Genomic DNA, 18,493 nt, shown 5'->3' on the forward strand with positions numbered 1-18,493 from the left:
GACGGTTCGCACGCCCCGACGTGAGCTCCCTAACGATACCGAATCGCAAGACAGCGTCCGTGTGTCCTGCTATGAAGCAGTGAATGTCCGAGTAATCAAAAATATACTGCGGAGAGAATCGGTAGACGGCGGTCGGTTGCCGCCTCGCGCGCGCGGGTGCGCGTGGCCTGTCAAAAAACTGCTTCGTAGCAGGCGTCGCGCCTCAATGCCGCTACCGCTGTTTCATCACTCGGTTGTGGATCCAGACGCGCGTCGGGCCCACTTTCTTCGACCAAATCCATCCCCGCTCCTCGAGTTTCTTCAGACGAGCGTCCGCCGACTGCCGAGCCACGCCGACGATCTCGGCTACCTCCGACGTCCCGGCCGGCGTGCACCGATAGACCGCATTCGAAAATTCCTGATCGGTCGCCGCGGTCTGCCGACGCCGAACCTCCCCCTGTACCATATGCTCACCACGCACGCCAACCACTTAACTCAAGGAGCGAACGACGTCAGCCGTGAGCGAGTAGGACAGGGTAGTTCACCACGCCCCCGACATCCTCCGCACGACTTCAGTCGTGGGAAGCTGACTCCCGACCACCCCATTTGATTGTGTACTCGAAATCGCTCTCCGGCAGGTCGCCGTAGTGGCGCTCGTACTCCGCCGGCGAGAGCCACCCGGTCGGGGCGTCGTCGTCGCCGCCGATGACCGCGACGAAGATCCGTTCCTCGTCGGGGTGGGACGGTTCGAGCGTGTCGAGGCGCTTCTCGAGGTCGCGTTTTGACGTCATGCGTGAGGCGGTGTCGGTCGGCGATCGGCGTAGGGAACGGGGACGGCGTCGACCTCGACGAGGTCGAGCTCGTCGGCGTCGGCGATCCGGGACGGGACCGGACCGAGAATCTTGTACCCATAGTTCTCGGCTGCCGATCGCCTGAGCACCATGTTCTCGACGACATGGCCGGCCGGCGCGATCGCCCGCCACCCATCGCCCTCGTCGACGGTGACCGAGTCGATCGGAAGCTCGGGTGTATCGTACTCGACGGGGTGCTCAGCGGTCGCGAGGACGGCCTCGAGACGATCGTCGGCCCATGCGATCCGGCAGGCGTCGTGTGGGGTGGTCGGTCCGTCGGAGTGCCACCGGACCGAGTGAAAGACGTCGCTCGCCGACGGCGTCGTGTGCACCATGACGTCCTCATGACCAGTGCTGTGCACTCGCTCCTCGCGCTCAACGACGAACCCGAGGGAAACCAGGTAGTCGGTGAGAGCGGGCTCGTCGGCGTACATGAGGGCGTCCCCCGCGAGCGTCTCGAGGCGGTCGCCTTCAGTAGTTACCTGGCCCTCGAGTTCGCCAAGGCGCTGCTCGAGGGTGCGTTTCGATCGGCGCGTCATGCTCCCCCCTCCACGATCGAACGGTCGGAATCGTGGCCGGAGGCGCCGGCGAGCGGACCATACGCTGGATAGTCCGGCGACGCTGCCATGACCGTCCGATCCCAGACGCGATCAACGTGGTCTGCCGTGATGGCCGCTTGCTCGAAGAATGCACGGACACCCTCGTCGCCAAGCGGGACGTCTCCCTCCACCCGACCGTGGAGAAACTCGAGGAACGTCGGTTGCGGGATGTACACCCCCGTCTCGGCTCGGAGATCGTACAACGCGCGGGAGAGCCGGCCGCGGAACTCCGCGATCACCCCGGACGTCATAATGAGGAACCCCGGAGCGTTCCCACGAGCACATTGGGCGTGCCAATCCGTCTGTATTGCAGTGCTGAGAGGGTCGGACACTGAGAGCGGGGTGTATACTAAACAGAGCTCCGGCGTCTGCTCTGACTGGTCTTCGAGCTGGTCGAGGCGCTTCTCGAGGCCGCGTTTCGACCGGCGGGTCACCGCTGGCCCTCCTGCTGTGCTTCGAGGCGCTCGAGGCGGTCGGCCAACACGTCGAGATCGTGGAACTCGGTGATCCACTCGTCGTAGTCCATCGCTGTCTTCGCCGCCTTCCGATACTCTTCGTTATCGAGGAGCCCCCGGATCGCACGGGACACCACGGCCTCGACGGTGAACGCCCGTCGGTCACGATCGACGAGCCGAGCGTGAACGTGGCGGGCGATCCGGGCGAAGTCCTTGCTAATCTGCTGTTGGCTCACGCCGTAGTCCTCGGCGAGTTCCGTCTGGTTGAGTGCGGCGGGGTGGCCCGCCTCTTCGACGAGTTGTAGCAATTCGGCGCGCCGTTCGACGTAACTGTACTCCGTCCGGGCTTTCGAGGGGAGGTCAACGCTCGAATAGTCGGGCTCAGTACTACCCTCTACAACTCCGAGCGCCGCAGCAGACGAGGCAGACGAACCGGACGAAGCCGGCGAGGAGGAAGAGGGGGACGCCACGCCGGCTACCCCTCTTCCTCCAAGTCGGCCACCAGCCGGTCGGCCAGTTGCTTTTGCGTTCGTAGCGGATGCGTGTCCCGCAGGCGCGCCGCTGCCTCCTCGTCTCCCGCCGCAACCAGCCGATCATAGGTCGCGTTGATCATCAGTTTCCACCGGTTTGCCGGGCGGTCTTCCGCCGGGTCGTACCGCCCCTTCTTCTCACGGCGGCGCTGGTGCTTGCACGCCTGTTGTTCCTGTCGCTCTTTCTCGAGATCCATGCGGGATTTGACGTTCGAGAGATCGCGCTCGGTCGGATTCGAGAGCACGGTGAGCCGGGGCTTCTTTCGCAGTAAGGCATGAGCAGCATCCGCTTGAGCCGCGGGGAGTTCGAACCGTCGGACGTCCTCGCCTGGGTCGGGCTCGGGGAGCTCAATCAGGCGCTCGCCGTCGGGGTCCGTCGGGTCGCCGATCGTGGCGAACGCCGTGGGCGCGCCTAACACGATCACGTCGCTGTCAGCGTCACTACGGTCGGTATCGGGGGTCTCGGTGGTGGGAGATGCGTCGGTCATGATGGATGAATGGATGGATGGGTGGATGGAATGGTGCGGCGTGGAGCAGGCCGTCGGCTGCGGCGAGTCGGTGCGGCCGGATGAACGGCGGACCCCGCCGCCCATCCGACGAGCCTACGAACCACGGAGACGATATCGGGGGAACACCAGCCCCGTTCGTGCATCCTGCTCGCTCCGGGTGCGCGACGGCCGGAGGTCATCACGGGCCGGGGCGACAGCGTTACTCGTCCTGCTCGCGCTGGTCGGCCGGCGCGGGGCGCTCCAGCAGCCGGCGGACGACGTCCTCGTACGTATCTCGTGGACCGGTCTTTTCGGAAAACAGCGCGTCTCGAGTCGCGGGCGTGACGGCGATCGTCGTGTACGTGCGGGTGCTGGTGCGGGTCATAGACGAAGCGGTGGCAAGGGCAGGGCTCCCCGGGACGGCGAACGCGGCGCGAATCACGGGCGGCGGGACATGACATACCTGGGGGCCTCGCGCGGAATGATGCGTGTGCTGTGCTCACTATCATATTGGATATAAAACTACAAGAACCTTCTGATTAGTGTGGTAAATTTACACGTCAGTATTGGTATACGGAACGTCCATTCTCGGCGAACCACTCAGCACAGGCACATACGTTTCAAGTGGAGACTGGCGGGGGAGCGTGGACAGGATCGACGAGTGCCGTTGCTGGTCGGCGGGGCGAACAACCGGGGGCGGGGCGGGTTATCCGCCGCGTTCGGGCGGCGGCGTTCCACGCTCAGCGGTGTCGCGCCAGTCCCAGGTGGCGGTGACACCCCGTCCGTCCGGGTCGGCGGGAGTCGGGGGAGGAGTAATCGCCAACGACCACGTATAGGACTCCCATACGCTCTCGTCGGCGATTGTCTCTCCGCGTCCGAGGGAAACGAGGCCGGTGGTCGGCGCCTCCCCTGCTAACGCGCGATAGACGTGCGCACCGTAGTCCCCCGCGCCTTCGCGACACTCGACGCGGTCCGCCTCGACGAGGCGGCGGAGGGTCTTCCGGACGTGGTCTTTCGAGACGCCGACGGCGTCGGCCAATTCCCGCGCGGTCGCGTGCGTGCGGTCGCGGAGTGCCTCGATAATCTCCCGCTGGGTGTCGGTTGCGGTCCACTCGACGCCCGCCACCTGCAGGTCGGCGAAGCCCGGGAGCAGCGCGTCGGTGCGGACGAAGACAACGGCGTGGTTCTCGGGATCGTCGGCGTCGCGGGCATACCGGCCAGCTCCTTGCGCGACGTGGTTCTCGCGAACGCTCGCTAAGAGTGCCTGCGCGGTCGCCGCGTCGGGGCCGACGAACTCCCGGCCGTGGGCGCGGTGTTCCTCCCCGTCGTCGTCGACGGTGGTTTTCGGTCGGGCGTCGAGGCCGCACTCGGCGAGCTGGTCGAGGATCGCCTCATCGCCGGGGTCGATACACCCGTTGAGAAAGCCGACCGCCTCGCCGGCGAAGTCGTTGCGGCTCTTCTCCTCGCCGTAGTGCATCACCGCCGGCTCGTCGATGCCGACGTCGCGCATGAGTCGGTGAGTCCGATTCGCGACGCTCTTGGCGGTGATCGCCGTCCGGAAGCGGTCGCCGTATTCCGCGCGGAGGTGCTCGAGCATGGCGGTCGTCCCCCCCTCGTCGAAGTATTCCCCCTTCGTGAGCGGTCGGGTCGCGTCGCCGACTTGGACGACGACGAGGCCGCGCTCGTAGCGCCGCCAGAGTCGTCGCTCCTCGGGGTCGAGCAGGGCGTCCCGTGTGATTCCGGGGTTCGTGTTGCGCTGCCACAGCGGCATCGTCGGATGGGCGTCGAGGCCGATGACCGACCGCGCCGCCGAGAGGTCGGGCGCGGCGCGGACGGTCCGAATCGTGTTATCCTCGTCGAGGACGACCGTCACCCAGACCCGATTCCAGCCGTCGTCGTCCTGTGCCTCGTCGTCGAACCGTGGCGGTCGGTGCGGCACCGTCGCCGTTCGACGGTCGTTTGCTTGCTCCTCGGCGTTGAGGATCGCGCGGGCAAGCGCCGGCGCAAGCGTGTGCGCGTCGGCGTTCTCCAGGTACCACTCCGCGGGTGGCTCCGTATCGAGGGCGTCCCGCAGCGCCTGCCAGCGGTCGGCAAGTGACTCCCGCGGGTCGTGTTCGTTCGGCGAGAGGCCGTGCTTCCCGATTTCGACGAGGTGCTCGAACGTCCGCACCTCCGCGTCCGTCGCTTTCAGGAAGGCCGTGACGGCACGGCGCACGCGCTCTTGCGAGAGGTCGGCCGCGAAATTGGGGAGTTCGTCGAACACGTCGTTACAGCCGGCGACGAGCGACGGCACCCGCGCGAACTGGTGGGTTGCGTGGACGACGTCGACGGCCGGCGCGCCGTCCTCGGTTCGGGGGACGCCCTCCCACTGCGTGACGGCCGGGCAGTCGTGGCCGTCGGCACAGCAGGGGAGGGGCGCGCCCTGGTCGTTGTGCTCGGCAAAGTAGGCGTGTGCGACCGAGAATGGCATGCCCCGACGGTCGCAGACCTCGTCGAACCAGATGCTCGCGGGGACTCCGTCGATCGTCAGCGTCACGTCGGTGTCTTCGCCCGGATCATAGACCCCCTTGGCGACGGGACAGCGTTCCGTCCGCCCCTTGAGGACGGCGTACGACACGCCCGCGGCCTCGCTATCCTCGGCCGCGCCGTCCCGTGCCGCGCGCGTCTCGGAGAACTGGACGACCGGTTGCTCGTCGGTGATATCGGCGTGGTTCAGCCAGGGCTCCGTCGCGACGGTGAACGACTTACCGAGCGCCGTCGGCGCATCGAGGACGACGTCCTCACCCGCCCGCAGCGCTCGCATGATCCGGTCGCGAAGCCGACGGCGCGCCTCGGTCGTCGTCGGCCACTCAATGCCGCGCTTGCGCGCGAACCGGCGTGCCTCAGCCGGGTCAAGCGCGTCGAGCTGCCGGAGTGGCAGCGCCGAGTGCTGCTCGAGGCCCTCGAATCCCTGCTCGCGGACGTCCTCGACGTCGACGAGCGGTTGCGCGTCGGCCCACTCGTCAACCCACGCCGGGAGGTCCTCGCCGTCGCCTGAGTCGTACTCGGGGATCGCATAGCCGAGGTCGCGGAGGTGGTCCACCCCGCGGAACCAGAGTGCGCCGCGGGCGTCACGCGGCGTCGCGGTCGCCGGCGAGAGGTCGCCGCGGTCAATGAGTGCCATGACGACCGGCCCGCCGTACCCGCCCCCGCCAGTGTCCTGCCAGATATTCTCGTCGACGATGTTCGCCGTCCCGTTCGCACTCCGCCCCCACGTCGGCTTGAACGCGCGCTTGCCGTCGGACGTCGACGCCTCATCGTTCCACGCGTGGACGATCGTGTCCTCGGCCACCCAGCGCGCGTCGAGGCGCTCGAGGGCGGCGAAGAGGTCACGAATATCGTCGGTCGTCTCCGTCGCCGCGGTCACCGTCGGTTCGTACTCGCGCGCGTCGAAGCGCTCGTACTCGCGTTCGACGTCCGGCTCTCCCCGCGGCGTCGGCAGGCGGTCGTACTCGTCGAGAATCTCGTATAGCGCCTCGTCGTCCCACTCACGCACGTCCGTCGGCGTCCCGGGAACGTGCTTGCCGGTCATGACGCAGACGCGCTTGCCGGCGTAGATCTCCACCTCGGGGACATCCTCGTTCGCCCCCCACGGCTCGGCATCGATCGCGAACGTCGCTTGCGTCAGGCCGTCAGGGAGCGCGCCGCGATAGTTCGCGTGCACCCCGCTCTCCGACGTCGAAACGTCGGTATAGGTCGCGCCGAGCTGCTCGAGGAGCGAGAGAAACGTTGGGTGGACCTCCCCTGTCTCAGGACAGCGGACGTCGTCGCCGTCGACATACGCGTACGGGTCGTCCGCCTGCTGGATGAACACCCGACCGTCAAGCCGGGGGTCGTCCTCGGCGATCGCAACCGTCTCGCCGTCGACGTAGTTCTCGGTGAGCCCCCACTTCCAGCGGGCGTCCTCGTCCGCGTCGGCGTCGGGGTGGTCGCGGTCGGCCCACGGCGCGAACGGCCGCTTCTCGACATGCCCCATCCACTGCTCGCGCTCGAGCAGTTCGGCCGGCCAGACGCCACGCTGGGGGGCAATGAATTCCGCGTCGGCGTAGTCCTCCGACCGGGGATTGAGCGTATTATCCGAGGTCGTAGGCCTACCGCCGCCGCCCCCGTCGACGGGTACCCCCTCGCCGTCGGCCATGTCTTCAGTCCGACAGACCGAATCTGACACATCTTCGCCCCTCTCAGCGGGAGTGGTATGGTCGGATTTCGTGATAGGTTTGCCGCCACCGAGCCCGTCGAGGTGCACCTCGCACAGCGATCCGTCGCGCGTCGGCGCCGTCGCCGCTCGCGTACAGGACGGGAGCGTACACTGCCGCGCCGGCGGCACCGTCACGCCGACCACCTCGCGCTTCCCGCGTCTGTGGGATCGGGGGAATATGAAAGCGCGGCGAGGATCTCGATGACAGTTGGGGCGGGGGGCGTCGCACCGTAATGTTCACCCCGACGCCGACTCTTGTCAGAGACGGCCGACCACCGCTGTGGTTCGGCTGGTGTCGCTGCGCGGGGCCGGCGTGAAGTAGTGGGCACAGACGGCCCCCGTAGCGTTGCGCGAGTCACGGCCGACACCTCCCGTCCGCGAGCGCCGGACAGCGCTTCGCCGGTGTGTCGATCTCGCACCCGCAGTACTCGCAGATGGGTGGGTAGCGGTCGACGAGCGTCACGCCGACCACCTCCATTCCCTCACAGGACCGCCAGACGCGGGCCCCCCGCGCTTGGTATCCTGTTGAACTCCCTTCTGCGAGGGAGTAATTGTCAGCCTAAAAGTGGCGAGCCCGGCCGATTCAGGGCCCGTACCTTGCGGTTTGGGGCCCTGGTTACGGCGCAGGAATCGGAGTGGACTTGCCGGGATTTGAACCCGGGGCCTCTCCCATGCCAAGGGAGTGATCTGCCGCTGATCTACAAGCCCTGTGCGCAGTTCTACGTATCTCTGCCCCTCACTTAACCCCATCGAAGCGTCCGCCGCGCCCGACGGGTATTCGCACGCCGTCGGGCGGTCACGGCGGCGCGACGGACGGGTTCGGGGAGGCGGCCGCCCGTATAGAAACCGTTTTGGGGTCGACGCCACTGGGTCACGTGGGAACGGCACGGCCGCATATCCGACGTCGCCGCGGGCTTCCGCGGCTTGGGAGTGCGGTAGTGCACTCGCGCCAGTCGCTCGTACGCGACCGGCGCGGCGGCGCTGCAAGCGCCACTCGCGGTTCGTGCGGTTCCAATCTCACACCATGGCACGAATGCACACGCGCCGTCGCGGGTCGTCCGGTTCGGACCGCCCGACGGCAGACGAACCACCGGAGTGGAGTGACGTAGACGCGGAGCGCATCGAGGAGCGCGTCGTCGAACTCGCGGAACAGGGCCACGACCCGAGCGTCATCGGGGTCAAACTCCGGGACGAGGGCGTCCAGGGCGTCCCCGTCCCCGACGTGAAGCTCGCGACCGGCAAGAAGGTCACCGAGATCCTGGACGAGAACGACGCGAGCGACGACCTCCCCGAGGACCTCCGCCACCTGCTCGCGCGCGCGATCCGCCTGCGCGAGCACATGGACGCGAACCCGGGCGACCACCAGAACAAGCGCGCCCTGCAGAACACGGAGTCGAAGGTCCGCCGCCTGGTGAACTACTACCGCGGCGACGTCCTCGACGAGGAGTTCAAGTACACGTACGACACGGCAAAGCGCCTGCTCGAGTAACCGACACGAAGCGACATGTCCACCGCCGGCCCCCCCGAGTCCGCCCCCGACGCCAGTGCCATCGCCGCCCGCCTGCGCGAGGCGGCGTTCGTCCGCCTGTTCGCCGCGCCGGACGGCGACGCGCTGGCCGCGCTGGGGCTGCTCGCCAGGGCGCTCGGCGAGCGCGACGTCGCCTACCAGGCGAGCGTCACCCGCCGACCGATCGCGGACGCGGACGCCGACCTGACCGTCGCGGTCGGACGGTCCGGCGGCGACCTCGCGCTCGCGGGGACGACGGCGCTCTCGGTGACCGCGTCTGGCGTCGCCCGGGCGCTCGACGCGACGCCCGACGCGGCGCTCGCGCTCGCGGGCGCGTACGCGGCCGGCGACGATCCCGGCGCGCACGCGGACCTGCTCGACGCCGCGGGGCTCGACCGCCGGGCCGGGATCGCCGCTCCGACCGACGACCTCGCCGACGGCCTGGCGCACACCACGCTCGCGCACGCCCCGTTCTCCGGCCGCCCCGAGGCGGCCGCGAAGGCGCTCGCGGGCGTCGAGCGCGAGGGTCGAACGCTCGCGTCGCTGCTCGCGCTCTCGGTGCTCGAGGGGGCGAGCGACGCCCCGAGGGCCTCCGAGGCGGTCGAGCGCGCCCTCCGGCCCTACGCGCCGGGCGGTCCGTTCGACACCCTGGCGGGGTACGGTGACGTGCTCGACGCCGTCGCGCGAGCGCGCCCCGGCGTCGGCGTCGCGCTGGCGCTCGGCCACGATCGCCGGGACGCCGCGCTCGACGCCTGGCGGGAGCACGCCCGCGCCGCCCACGAGGCGGTCCGCGAGGCCGCGCTCGAACGGTACGACGGCTACGTCGTCGTCCGGGCGGCCTGCGGGAGCGCGCTCGACACCGTCGCGCGCCTCGTTCGGGACTTCCGCTCACCGGAGCCGATCGCCGTCGCGATCGACGGCGAGGCCGGGTCCGCGGCCGTCGCGGCCGACCGCGACGTCGCGACGCTCGTCTCCGAGACCGCCGCGGCGGTCGGGGGACGGGCGACCGGGCGCGGGCGGCGCGCGCACGTCGACCTCGCCGAGGACGGCGAGGACGGCGAGAATGGGGCGGGGCCGGAGGCGTTCATCGAGACGCTCCGGCGGGGGCTCCGCGCATGAAGCGCGCGACGATCCGCACCCGGTTCGAGGACGCGGCGACGGTCGCCGCGGCGCTCGAACCCGACAACACCCCCGAGATGCGCACGACGGTCGAGGGGGATGTCGTCGAGACCGTCATCGAGCGCGAGACGACCGGCGGCCTCAGAACGACGGTGGACGACTACGTCACGAACCTCACGGTAGCATCGCAGTTGACCGACACAGACACCAATCATGAGTGAACGATCCGTCTCTCGACGAAAACAGGAGAAGCGCTGGTACACCGTACTCGCCCCGGAGCAATTCGACCGGGCCGAGATCGGTGAGACCACGGCCGACGACCCCGAACTGGTCTACGGCCGAACCATCGAAACGACGCTCGGCGCCATCAAGAACGACGCCAGCGAGAACAACACGAAGCTGACGTTCCAGATCAACGATGTCGGCTCGGACGCCGCCTACACGGAGTTCGTCAGACACGAGCTGACGCGCGATTACCTGCGCAGCCTCGTGCGCCGCGGCTCCTCGAAGATCGCCGCGTACGTCACGGTCCTCACGTCGGACGACTACCGCGTGCAGCTGCAGCCCGTCGCGTTCACGACGAAGAAGGCGGACCACAGCCAGGAGAAGGCCATCCGCGACACGATGGTCGACATCGTCCGCGAAGCGGCGCGCGAGCGTACCTTCGACGACCTCGTCGACAGCGTCGTCGAGAGCCGCCTCTCCTCGGCCATCTACGCCGAGGCCAAGAGCATCTACCCGCTCCGCCGCGTCGAGATCCAGAAGCTCACCCTCGAAGCGCGACCCGAGGAGGTCGCCGAGGAGGAGGAGACGAGCGTCGACGTCGAGGGCGAGGACGTCGAGGTCTGAACGGCACCCCGACCGATCACCGCTTCGCTCGGCGATCGACAGTCACGGACACCGCGTACGTTTTCAGGTCGTACGTGTCCGAGCGGCCGCACTCGAGTATTCGACACCCAGCGGGCCGCGAATCGAACGCGGGTCCGACGCGGCCGCTACGTCCACCACGTCCGACGACGGTCGTCGTAGTCGGCGTCGACGAAGGGCGGCGGCGTCTCCTCGCCGTCGAGACCGAGAGTCGTCGCGAGGTTCGCGCCGACGTGCCAGCCGACCGCGTCGGCGTCGACGTCCGCGATCTGGATATGCAGTCGGGTGTAGTACTCGATCGCCCCGTCGCCGTCCGTGTCGACGCCGTACCTCCGCGCGCACGATCCCGCGTCGTTCTCGCAGTCGAGCGACTCGGGGAACGTGACGACGACGTTCGCGGCCGAGCGGTTCCCGGTTAGCTCGAACGTGACGTTCAGTTCGCCCGTTCCCCCGACCCCTCGCTCGTAGTACGAGAGCGCCCCGAGCACCTGCTCGGAGAGTACGTCGCGGTCGGCGGAGCGGTTCGCGGTATCGACGTAGAGCCGCACGGCGTCGGGTTCCCATGGACGGCGGCGATCGGAGGCGTTCGGTTCGGGCAGACGCGACGCGTCGAAGCTCTCGTTCATCACGGGGTACGGCGGTTCGCCGTGCTCGATCCCGAGGAGGTGCCCGAACTCGTGTTGGAGCACCCTGACTGTCGAGGTGTCGTTGTACCCGCCGACGATCCGAACGACCTCGGGCGGACGCGCCCGCGTCCCCTCGTCCAGAACGGGCGCACACCCGAGGGACGTTCCGTCGCCGTCCTCGACGCCACAGTCCGGAATGGACGCGACGAACCGGACCTCCACGTCGGGATCCTCGGCGGTGGGGTCGAGAACGAACGCCACCGTGTAGTCGCCGTGTCTCGCCGCGTTGCCCGTCCAGTAGTCGATCGCGCGCCGGACGTGGGGCTCGAACGACCAGGAGTCGTTGACGGAGTTATTGATGCCCACGACGACGACCTCGGACCGCCAGGGATTGTCCGAGGGGGCCCGGAGCCCTTCGGCCGACGCCGGATCGGAATCGGCGTCCGAGTTCGGATCGTGATCCATGCCCGTTCTCGCGTCCGCGCCGGCCGAACCGACCGGCGCGGTGCTATCGCCGTCCGTGTGGTTACGGGTAGCAGTATCGTCAACGTCGAGGACGAACGTTCCCGCCGCGCCGACCGACGCCACCGCCGTCAGGAGGGCGACGAGGACGAGCACGTGTCGTTGCACCGGTTAAATACACGCCTGCGTCACAATCAGTATTTCGATAAAGTCTTCTACGGAATTATGTCCGGGCGCGTTCAGGCTCGGGCGAGGGGATTACTCGGTCACGACGATCCGACCGACCATCCCGGCCCCCTCGTGGGGGACGCAGAAGTAGTTGTACTCGCCGGGGGCTTCGAACGCGTGTTCGTACGTCTCGCCGGCGTAGATGACGCCCTCGCCGTCCCAGTAGCCGTCGCGTGCGGCCTGCTCCGACTCGAACCCGCCGGACGCGAAGTACTCGGTTCCCTCCGGGATGCCGCTCTCGTAGGCAGTCACCGAGTGCGACCGCGAGCCGTTGTTGCCCCACACGACGGTGTCGCCGACGCTCACCTCGTACTCGGGGGGTTCGAACGCGTTCGCCGCCATGCCGACGTCGAACTCGCCGGGAGCGCCGCTGCTCAGACAACCAGCGAGGATCCCGGCGGAGACGCCCACGGCGGTCGCGAGGAACGTTCGCCGTCTCATGCGCGGGACTTGCCGGCCGCGACGTATATACTGTCGGTTGTACCCGTCTGGAGGTTCCTCGTCGACTGACGCGGCGACCACCTCCGGTGACGGACAACCGACAGTATAGTCCCCCCGATCGGCCGTTCGGGCCGAACCGAACCCGCTAAACCGTCGACCTCCCAGCATCGGGTATGCGTCCCCGATTCGTCGGCCGGCTCGGCCTCGCCGACTGCGTGACGGTGACGAACGCGGCGCTCGGGTTCGCCGCCGCGGCGTTCGTCCTCGTCGACGCGGGAACGGCCGCCCGGCTCGTCCTCCTCGCCGCGGTCGCCGACGGCCTCGACGGCGTCCTCGCGCGCGCGGCGGGAAGCACCCCGGTCGGGGAGTACCTCGACTCGCTCGCCGACGTTGCGTCGTTCGGGATGGCCCCCGCGCTGTTCGTCTTCGGGGTCGCCGTCGAGGCGTGGGGGACCGAGCTCACCGCGCGGTTCGCGCTCGCGACGGCCGTCCCCGCGCTGTTCGTCGCGGCGGCGGTCGTCCGCCTCGGCCTCTACACCGCCTACGACGTCGAGGCGGCGGCGACCCGCGGCGTCCAGACGACGCTCGCGGCGACCGTGCTGGCCGTGCTCTACCTCGCGGGGCTGCGCGACCCGTGGGCGCTGCTGGGCGTCACCGCGCTCCTGGCCGCCCTGATGGTGACGCGCGTCCCCTATCCGGATCTGCACGCCCGGGACGCCATCGCCATGGGCGTCGTGCAGGTGCTCGCCGTCGCCGCCCCGGAGGCGCTCTCGCGGCTCTTCCCGAAGGCGCTGCTCGCCGCCGCGCTCGCGTACCTGCTGCTCGCACCGCGTTTCTACTGGCGCGAGGCCGGCTTCGAGTGACCGAGGTCCGAAAGGAAACGCTCTTGCCGGGCACTGCCGGACCGTTCTGTATGAGCAACGGGGATGACGAAGCCGACGCGCCCGCCGAGGAGCGCGAGGAGCGCCCGGCCGAGGAGCGCGAGGACGCCGAAGCGACCCCGACGGACGAGGCGACCGAGGACGCCGACGCGGCCGAGGCCACGCCCGAGTCGATCGGGGAGCGCCTCGACGCGATCGAGGCGGACCTCGAGGAGGCGGAGACGGAGGCCGACCTCGACGCGGTCGAGGCCGAACTGGACGCGGCCGAGGCCGACGTCGAGACGCTCCCGGAGGCCGAGGAGGACGCCGAGGAGGACCCCAGGGGCGACCTCGAGGATCGCGTCGACGACCTGCGCGACGCGATCGAGGAGCAGCGCGGGCCGTACGTCGAGGACGTCGCCGAGCGAGTCCGCGACGACGCCGGCCGCATCCGCGACACGCGCTGGACGGAGCGCGGCGACGACGAGGTGGTCGCCGCGGTCGAGGCGTTTCTCGACGACGCCGGCGAGACGCTCGGCGAGGACCTCGGGGACGCCGGACGGTCGCCGGAGGCCGCCGCCGACGCGCTCGACGACGCCGCCGGGACGATCGAGGGCTCCGGCCTCGACCCCGACGAGGACGAGGACGCCATCGCCGCGCTCCTCGAGGGGGCCGACGCGCTCGACGCGGGGCTCGACGAGGCCCAGGAGTGGGACGACCTCACCGTCGTCCAGAAGCTCGACTACCAGGGCTTCTACGACGTGCTGACCCCGAAGAGCCGCAAGGACTATCCGCCGGAGCTGTCGGTCGTCCGCATCGCCGAGGCCGAGCGCGACCCCGAGCCGATCCTGCTCGCCTTCGAGATGCTCGAATCGGACTTCATGCAGGAGAACTGCGTGAACGCGCTCAGACGCCTCGGCGCGCCCGAGGCCTACGACGCGATGATGCCGCTCGCGGAGCGCCGCGATCAGGAGGCCATCCGGGTGCTCGGGAAGATCGGCAACCCGGACGCCCTCGACACGCTCCTCCCGTACATCGAGGGGGACGCGAACCCGCCGCTCCAGCGCGTCGTGCTGAAGACCGTCGGCGAGATCGGCGACGAGTCCGCCACGCAGACGGTCGCCGATCGCCTCGTCGCCGACGACCCCGAGATCCGCAGCGCGGCCGCCCGCTCGCTCGGCATGATCGGGGACACGCGCGCCGTCGAACCGCTCTCCGACGTCCTCGAGGACGACGACAGCGACACCGTCCGCGCCAGCGCGGCGTGGGCGCTCAACCAGATCGCCACCGAGCGCGCGCTCGAGGCCGCCAGCGAACACGCCGACGACCGTTCCTACATCGTGCAGGTCGAGGCCGAGCGGGCCGCCGAGGCGCTCGACGAGGACGGGGCGGCCGGTACGGAGCCAGAGGCGGCCGCGTAAGCGCGTCCGTCCGATCTGCACCTCCCCGATAGCCCCCTTCGACCTCCCCCAACGCCCGGTCCGGTCGCCCCAGCGAACTTTTTTAATCGAGAACGGGACCAGCGTCCCCGTGCGCAGGGTCGTACTCGTTCGGTTGATCGTCGTCCTCGGACTCCTCGTCGCCGCGAGTCCACAAGCGACGGCCGCACTCGTCGACAGCGGACAGCAGGGCGCCACCTCGGCTGGAAACGCCACACTGGACGGGAACGCCACCGGAGGTCCCGACCGGCACCCGCGGCTCGTCGGCGTCTACCCGAACCCCGTCGCGGCGGACGACGCGGGCGAGTTCGTCGTCCTCGATGCGCCCGCCGGGACGCGACTCGGCACGTATCGACTCGCCGACGACGAGACGGCGGTCGCGCTCCCGAACGCGACCGTCGGCGGGCGAGTCGTGCTGACGCCCGTCCCCGAGCGGACCCGCCGCCTCGTCGACGACCGGATCGTCGCCGTCGACGCGCTCCCCCGCCTCGCGAACGCGGGCGAGCCCCTGCGGCTCTCCCGCGACGGGGCGGTCGTCGACGCCCTCGGGTACCGCGACGCGCCCGAGGGCGAGCTGTACGTCCGGCGCGTCGGGCGCTTCCGTCCCCTCGGCGCGACGGATCGCCCCGTCGTCGCGAGCGGACCGGCGAACGCGACGGCGTTCCTCCTCCCCGACGCCCCCGAGGTCCCGACGCGCGTCCTCGCCGGTGCCGAGGAGCGGATCCTCCTCGCGGGGTACACGTTCACCTCCGACCGCGTCGCCGACGAGCTCGTCCGGGCGCACCGCCGGGGCGTCCGCGTCGCAGTGCTGGTCGAGGGCGACCCCGTCGGCGGGACGACGACGGCGCAGGCGCGCGCGCTCGACCGCCTCGTGGCGGCGGGGATCGCGGTCCGCGCCGTCGACGGCCCGCGTGCGCGCTACGCCTATCACCACGCCAAGTACGCCGTGGCGGACGACCGGGCGCTCGTGCTCACGGAGAACTGGAAACCCTCGGGCGCGGGCGGCCGTTCGAGCCGGGGGTGGGGCGTCGTCGTCCGCGACGCGCGGACCGCAGCGGCGCTGGCGGAGACGTTCCGCGCGGACGCCGGGTGGCTCGACGCCCGTCCCTGGGGCACGGTCCGCCGGAACCTGACGCTCGTGAACGAGTCGGTCGCGGCGGGCGACTACCCGCGGCGGATCGAGCCGGAGCGGCTGCGGGTGGAGCGCGTCCGGGTGCTCGCCGCGCCCGACAACGCCGAGCGCGCGCTTCGCGGCGTACTCGGGAACGCGACGCGCTCGATCGACGTGGTGCAGGTGTCGCTCGGCGGCCCCGACGGCCCTCTCGCCGGGGCGGCGATCGCGGCGGCCCGACGCGGCGTCCGCGTGCGCGTCCTCCTGAGCGGCGCGTGGTACGTCCGCGAGGAGAACGCCGCGCTCGCGGAGCGACTGAACGCGCTCGCCGACGAGGAGGGAATCCCCCTCTCGGCACGCCTCGCCGACCCCCGGGGGCGGTTCGAGAAGGTGCACGCGAAGGGCGTCGTCGTCGACGACCGGCTGGCCGTCGTCGGGAGTCTGAACTGGAACGCACACGCCGCGCGCGAGAACAGGGAGGTGGCGCTCGTGCTGGAGGGCGAGGCGGTCGGCGGGTACTACGCCCGGGCGTTCGAGGCCGACTGGCACGCGAGCGCGAGCGGGGACGGGAGGGAGCCGCGCGTCCCGATCGGCCTGCTAGCGGGAATCGCCGCGGCGGCGGCCGCCACGGCGGCGCTCGGGCGACGGATCGAGTTCGAGGAGGGTGGTGGGAGCGACCGGTACTAGTCGCGCAGGAGGGTACTACGGAGCTCCTCGTCGATGTTGGCGTCCGCCATCTTCTCGACCAGGGCGTCGATGACCTCCTCGCGCCGGCCGGAGACGAACTTGATGCTCCCGACGACGAGGTGGCCGCCGCCGGAGACGCCCGCGCCGGGGTGCTCCTCGACGAGTTGCGTGACCATCTCGGGGATGTCGAGGCGGACGCCGTCGCTGCGGAGGACGGCGAAGTCCGGCCCGTAGCCGATGGTGATCACGGGGTCGCCGGCGTGCTCGCGCACCTTGTGGTCGTGGATCGCGCCGGTGGTCTTGCCGGGCGCGGGGTAGGTGAAGCGGTGGGCGTGGTTCTCCACGTCCACGCGGTAGAGGTGCGCGCCGTTGTCGAGCGTCTCGTGCTCGGTGTGCGAGAGGGTCACGTCGAGCTGGCGGTCGCGGTCCCGCTCGGCCCGCGAGGAGAGGAAGGCGACGAGTTCCTCGTGGCGCTCGCGGTCGTCGCAGTCGACGCCGAGCACGTCGTTGACGAGGTTGCTCCCGTCGTTGTAGCGCAGCCAGAAGGCGACGTAGTCGAGCGCCTCGCCGATGTCGTCGAGGTCGTCCTCGTCGTACCCCGCCTCGCGGGCGAGGGCGAGGTAGTCGTCCATCGCGTCCGCGCGCGAGCGATCGCACAGCCCCGCGACGGCCGGAACGTGGCGCACCGAGTCGGTGAGGTCGGGGTCGATCATGCGCGCGAGTTCGACGCACATCATCCCGGTCGTGATGCGGTAGTCCTCGCCGTGGAGGTACGGGTTGACGTGCTCCTCGACGTAGGGCTCGACCGCCTCGGGGTCGGGGTGGTGGTGGTCGACGACCACGATCGGGATGTCGTACTCGGCGAGCGTCCGGTAGGCCGGCGTGTCCTCCTCCGTCGAGCCGTTGTCGAGCATGAGCAGGAGGGGGAGCTTCTGCCCGTGACGCTCGCGGTCCTCGAGCGCGAAGTTGAGGTCCCGGGTCACGTCCTCCATCTCGTAGAAGGGGGCCTTGCTCGGCAGGCGGCGCAGGAGGTGCCGCGGCGCGTCGGGGTCCTCGTTGACCTCGGCGATGTAGCGCTCGAGCGCGAGCTGGAGCGGGACCGACGCGCACATCCCGTCGCCGTCGGCGTGGTGGCGCATCCGGATCGGGCGGCCGTCGAGGATGGCCCGGCGGAGGGTCTTCGCGACCGCCGCCAGGTCGTCGCGCAACTGGTCGAACGCGGGCCACTCGACGAGCGGCTCGGTGTCGTGCGGCTCGGCGGCCTCGTCGAGCGCGTCGTCGAGGTCGGCGCGGACCGACTCGGGGTCGTCGACCGACTCGACCCGCTCGACCTCGATCTGGAGCGAGCCGTCGTGGCGTTCGACCGTGCCGACGAAGCGGGCGAGGTCACCGACGTCGAGGTCGGGGTAGGCGCGGACGCCCGCCTCCTCGAACCCGGCGCAGGGGACGACGCCCGTCGCGTCGCGGACCTGGAAGATGGTCGGCCCGCCGGTCTGGCGGATCTGGACGATCTCGCCCGCGACGTGGACCGTGTCGCCCACCGCGTCGCCGAGTTCCGCGACGGTCGCGCCGTGGTCCTGTTCGACGATCTCGGTGCGGTAGTCGTCCGGCTGGACCTCGGTGAAACCGAGGTCGCCGTTGTCCCGGATCTCCTCGAGTCGGACGATGAGCGCGTCGCCGACGCGGTAGTCGCCCTCGAGTTCCGAGTCGTGGACGAGCCCGGAGACGGCGTCCGAGAGATCGACGAAGACGCCGTACTCGACGACGCCGTTGACGGTCGCGTGGTAGTGCGTCCCGACCTCGACGACGTCGGCGGTGCAGTCCGGCGCGAGATCGTATACGGTGACAGCAGAGACCGAACCGGAGTCATTTCCGGCGTGTGACGGAGACATTTGCCCATGCTCGGTTCCGACCGTTTTTAACTGTTGGCAAGCGTCCCCGAGCGCGCCGGAACGCGCCGCCGCGGGCCGCCCGTTCCGGAACGCTTAGATGGAAACCCGGTCACCT

Annotated in this window: 17 protein-coding genes and 1 tRNA gene; 7 read left to right on the plus strand and 11 right to left on the minus strand. The window is 69.9% G+C overall.

All coding sequences use genetic code 11. The annotated features are described in order from the left end of the window. Positions 1-551: 551 nt before the first annotated feature. The 8 genes from P1K31_RS06865 to P1K31_RS06900 form a co-directional block, all read right to left on the minus strand. Positions 552-770, minus strand: coding sequence for a hypothetical protein (locus P1K31_RS06865; RefSeq protein WP_276305542.1), 219 nt, complete (start codon positions 768-770; stop codon positions 552-554). After that, a complete protein-coding gene (locus tag P1K31_RS06870; RefSeq protein WP_276305543.1) occupies positions 767-1,369 on the minus strand; it encodes a hypothetical protein in 603 nt (200 codons plus the stop codon). Before P1K31_RS06870 ends, P1K31_RS06865 begins: the two co-directional genes overlap by 4 nt. Continuing rightward, positions 1,366-1,863: a hypothetical protein gene (locus tag P1K31_RS06875; RefSeq protein ID WP_276305544.1), complete on the minus strand. Its 498-nt coding sequence runs from the start codon at positions 1,861-1,863 to the stop codon at positions 1,366-1,368. The genes P1K31_RS06870 and P1K31_RS06875 overlap by 4 nt, the downstream gene beginning before the upstream one ends. Continuing rightward, positions 1,860-2,192 carry a hypothetical protein gene (locus P1K31_RS06880; protein ID WP_276305545.1) on the minus strand — a complete coding sequence of 111 codons (333 nt, stop codon included), beginning with the start codon at positions 2,190-2,192 and terminating at the stop codon, positions 1,860-1,862. The genes P1K31_RS06875 and P1K31_RS06880 overlap by 4 nt, the downstream gene beginning before the upstream one ends. Positions 2,193-2,359: 167 nt before the next feature. Next, positions 2,360-2,902 carry a hypothetical protein gene (locus P1K31_RS06885; RefSeq protein WP_276305546.1) on the minus strand — a complete coding sequence of 181 codons (543 nt, stop codon included), beginning with the start codon at positions 2,900-2,902 and terminating at the stop codon, positions 2,360-2,362. A gap of 220 nt (positions 2,903-3,122) precedes the next feature. Continuing rightward, positions 3,123-3,287 carry a hypothetical protein gene (locus P1K31_RS06890; RefSeq protein ID WP_276305547.1) on the minus strand — a complete coding sequence of 55 codons (165 nt, stop codon included), beginning with the start codon at positions 3,285-3,287 and terminating at the stop codon, positions 3,123-3,125. Positions 3,288-3,608: 321 nt separating this feature from the next. Continuing rightward, positions 3,609-7,079, minus strand: coding sequence for a winged helix-turn-helix transcriptional regulator (locus tag P1K31_RS06895; RefSeq protein ID WP_276305548.1), 3,471 nt, complete (start codon positions 7,077-7,079; stop codon positions 3,609-3,611). 696 nt (positions 7,080-7,775) lie between these two features. Continuing rightward, positions 7,776-7,847: transfer RNA gene (locus tag P1K31_RS06900), tRNA-Ala, on the minus strand. A gap of 316 nt (positions 7,848-8,163) precedes the next feature. On the opposite strand from P1K31_RS06900, the gene P1K31_RS06905 reads away from it, so the two are divergent. The 4 genes from P1K31_RS06905 to P1K31_RS06920 are packed head-to-tail and all read left to right on the plus strand — an operon-like array spanning position 8,164 to position 10,614. Continuing rightward, entirely contained in the window at positions 8,164-8,628 is a 465-nt protein-coding gene (locus P1K31_RS06905; RefSeq protein WP_276305549.1) for a 30S ribosomal protein S15, read from the plus strand. 15 nt (positions 8,629-8,643) lie between these two features. After that, positions 8,644-9,765 carry a hypothetical protein gene (locus tag P1K31_RS06910; RefSeq protein ID WP_276305550.1) on the plus strand — a complete coding sequence of 374 codons (1,122 nt, stop codon included), beginning with the start codon at positions 8,644-8,646 and terminating at the stop codon, positions 9,763-9,765. Then, positions 9,762-9,986, plus strand: coding sequence for a KEOPS complex subunit Pcc1 (locus tag P1K31_RS06915; protein WP_276305551.1), 225 nt, complete (start codon positions 9,762-9,764; stop codon positions 9,984-9,986). The genes P1K31_RS06910 and P1K31_RS06915 overlap by 4 nt, the downstream gene beginning before the upstream one ends. After that, complete coding sequence (locus tag P1K31_RS06920) at positions 9,979-10,614, plus strand: 30S ribosomal protein S3ae (RefSeq protein ID WP_276305552.1); 636 nt, start codon at positions 9,979-9,981, stop codon at positions 10,612-10,614. Before P1K31_RS06915 ends, P1K31_RS06920 begins: the two co-directional genes overlap by 8 nt. A gap of 146 nt (positions 10,615-10,760) precedes the next feature. On the opposite strand, the gene P1K31_RS06925 is transcribed toward P1K31_RS06920, so the two are convergent. Together P1K31_RS06925 and P1K31_RS06930 are read right to left on the minus strand one after the other, a co-directional pair. Beyond that, positions 10,761-11,888 (minus strand): zinc metalloprotease, encoded by a 1,128-nt coding sequence (locus P1K31_RS06925; RefSeq protein WP_276305553.1) that lies wholly within the window; start codon positions 11,886-11,888, stop codon positions 10,761-10,763. 90 nt (positions 11,889-11,978) lie between these two features. Next, positions 11,979-12,389, minus strand: a complete 411-nt coding sequence (locus tag P1K31_RS06930; protein ID WP_276305554.1) for a plastocyanin/azurin family copper-binding protein — start codon at positions 12,387-12,389, stop codon at positions 11,979-11,981. A gap of 173 nt (positions 12,390-12,562) precedes the next feature. Here P1K31_RS06930 and P1K31_RS06935 point away from each other — a divergent pair, with 173 nt between their 5' ends. The 3 genes from P1K31_RS06935 (at position 12,563) to P1K31_RS06945 (ending at position 16,486) form a co-directional block, all read left to right on the plus strand. Continuing rightward, on the plus strand, positions 12,563-13,252 hold the full coding sequence (locus P1K31_RS06935; protein WP_276305555.1) for a protein sorting system archaetidylserine synthase: 690 nt from the start codon (positions 12,563-12,565) through the stop codon (positions 13,250-13,252). 50 nt (positions 13,253-13,302) lie between these two features. Next, the gene (locus P1K31_RS06940; protein WP_276305556.1) at positions 13,303-14,670 is read left to right on the plus strand and encodes a HEAT repeat domain-containing protein; all 1,368 of its coding nucleotides are present in this window, start codon (positions 13,303-13,305) and stop codon (positions 14,668-14,670) included. Positions 14,671-14,779: 109 nt separating this feature from the next. Beyond that, entirely contained in the window at positions 14,780-16,486 is a 1,707-nt protein-coding gene (locus P1K31_RS06945; protein ID WP_276305557.1) for a phospholipase D-like domain-containing protein, read from the plus strand. On the opposite strand, the gene han is transcribed toward P1K31_RS06945, so the two are convergent. Continuing rightward, on the minus strand, positions 16,483-18,378 hold the full coding sequence (han, locus tag P1K31_RS06950; RefSeq protein ID WP_276305558.1) for a Hef-associated nuclease: 1,896 nt from the start codon (positions 18,376-18,378) through the stop codon (positions 16,483-16,485). The two genes, P1K31_RS06945 and han, sit on opposite strands and share 4 nt — an antisense overlap. Positions 18,379-18,493 lie beyond the last annotated feature (115 nt).

The organism is Halomarina halobia (genome assembly GCF_029338575.1).
GTDB classification, from domain to species: Archaea; Halobacteriota; Halobacteria; order Halobacteriales; family Haloarculaceae; genus Halomarina; species Halomarina halobia.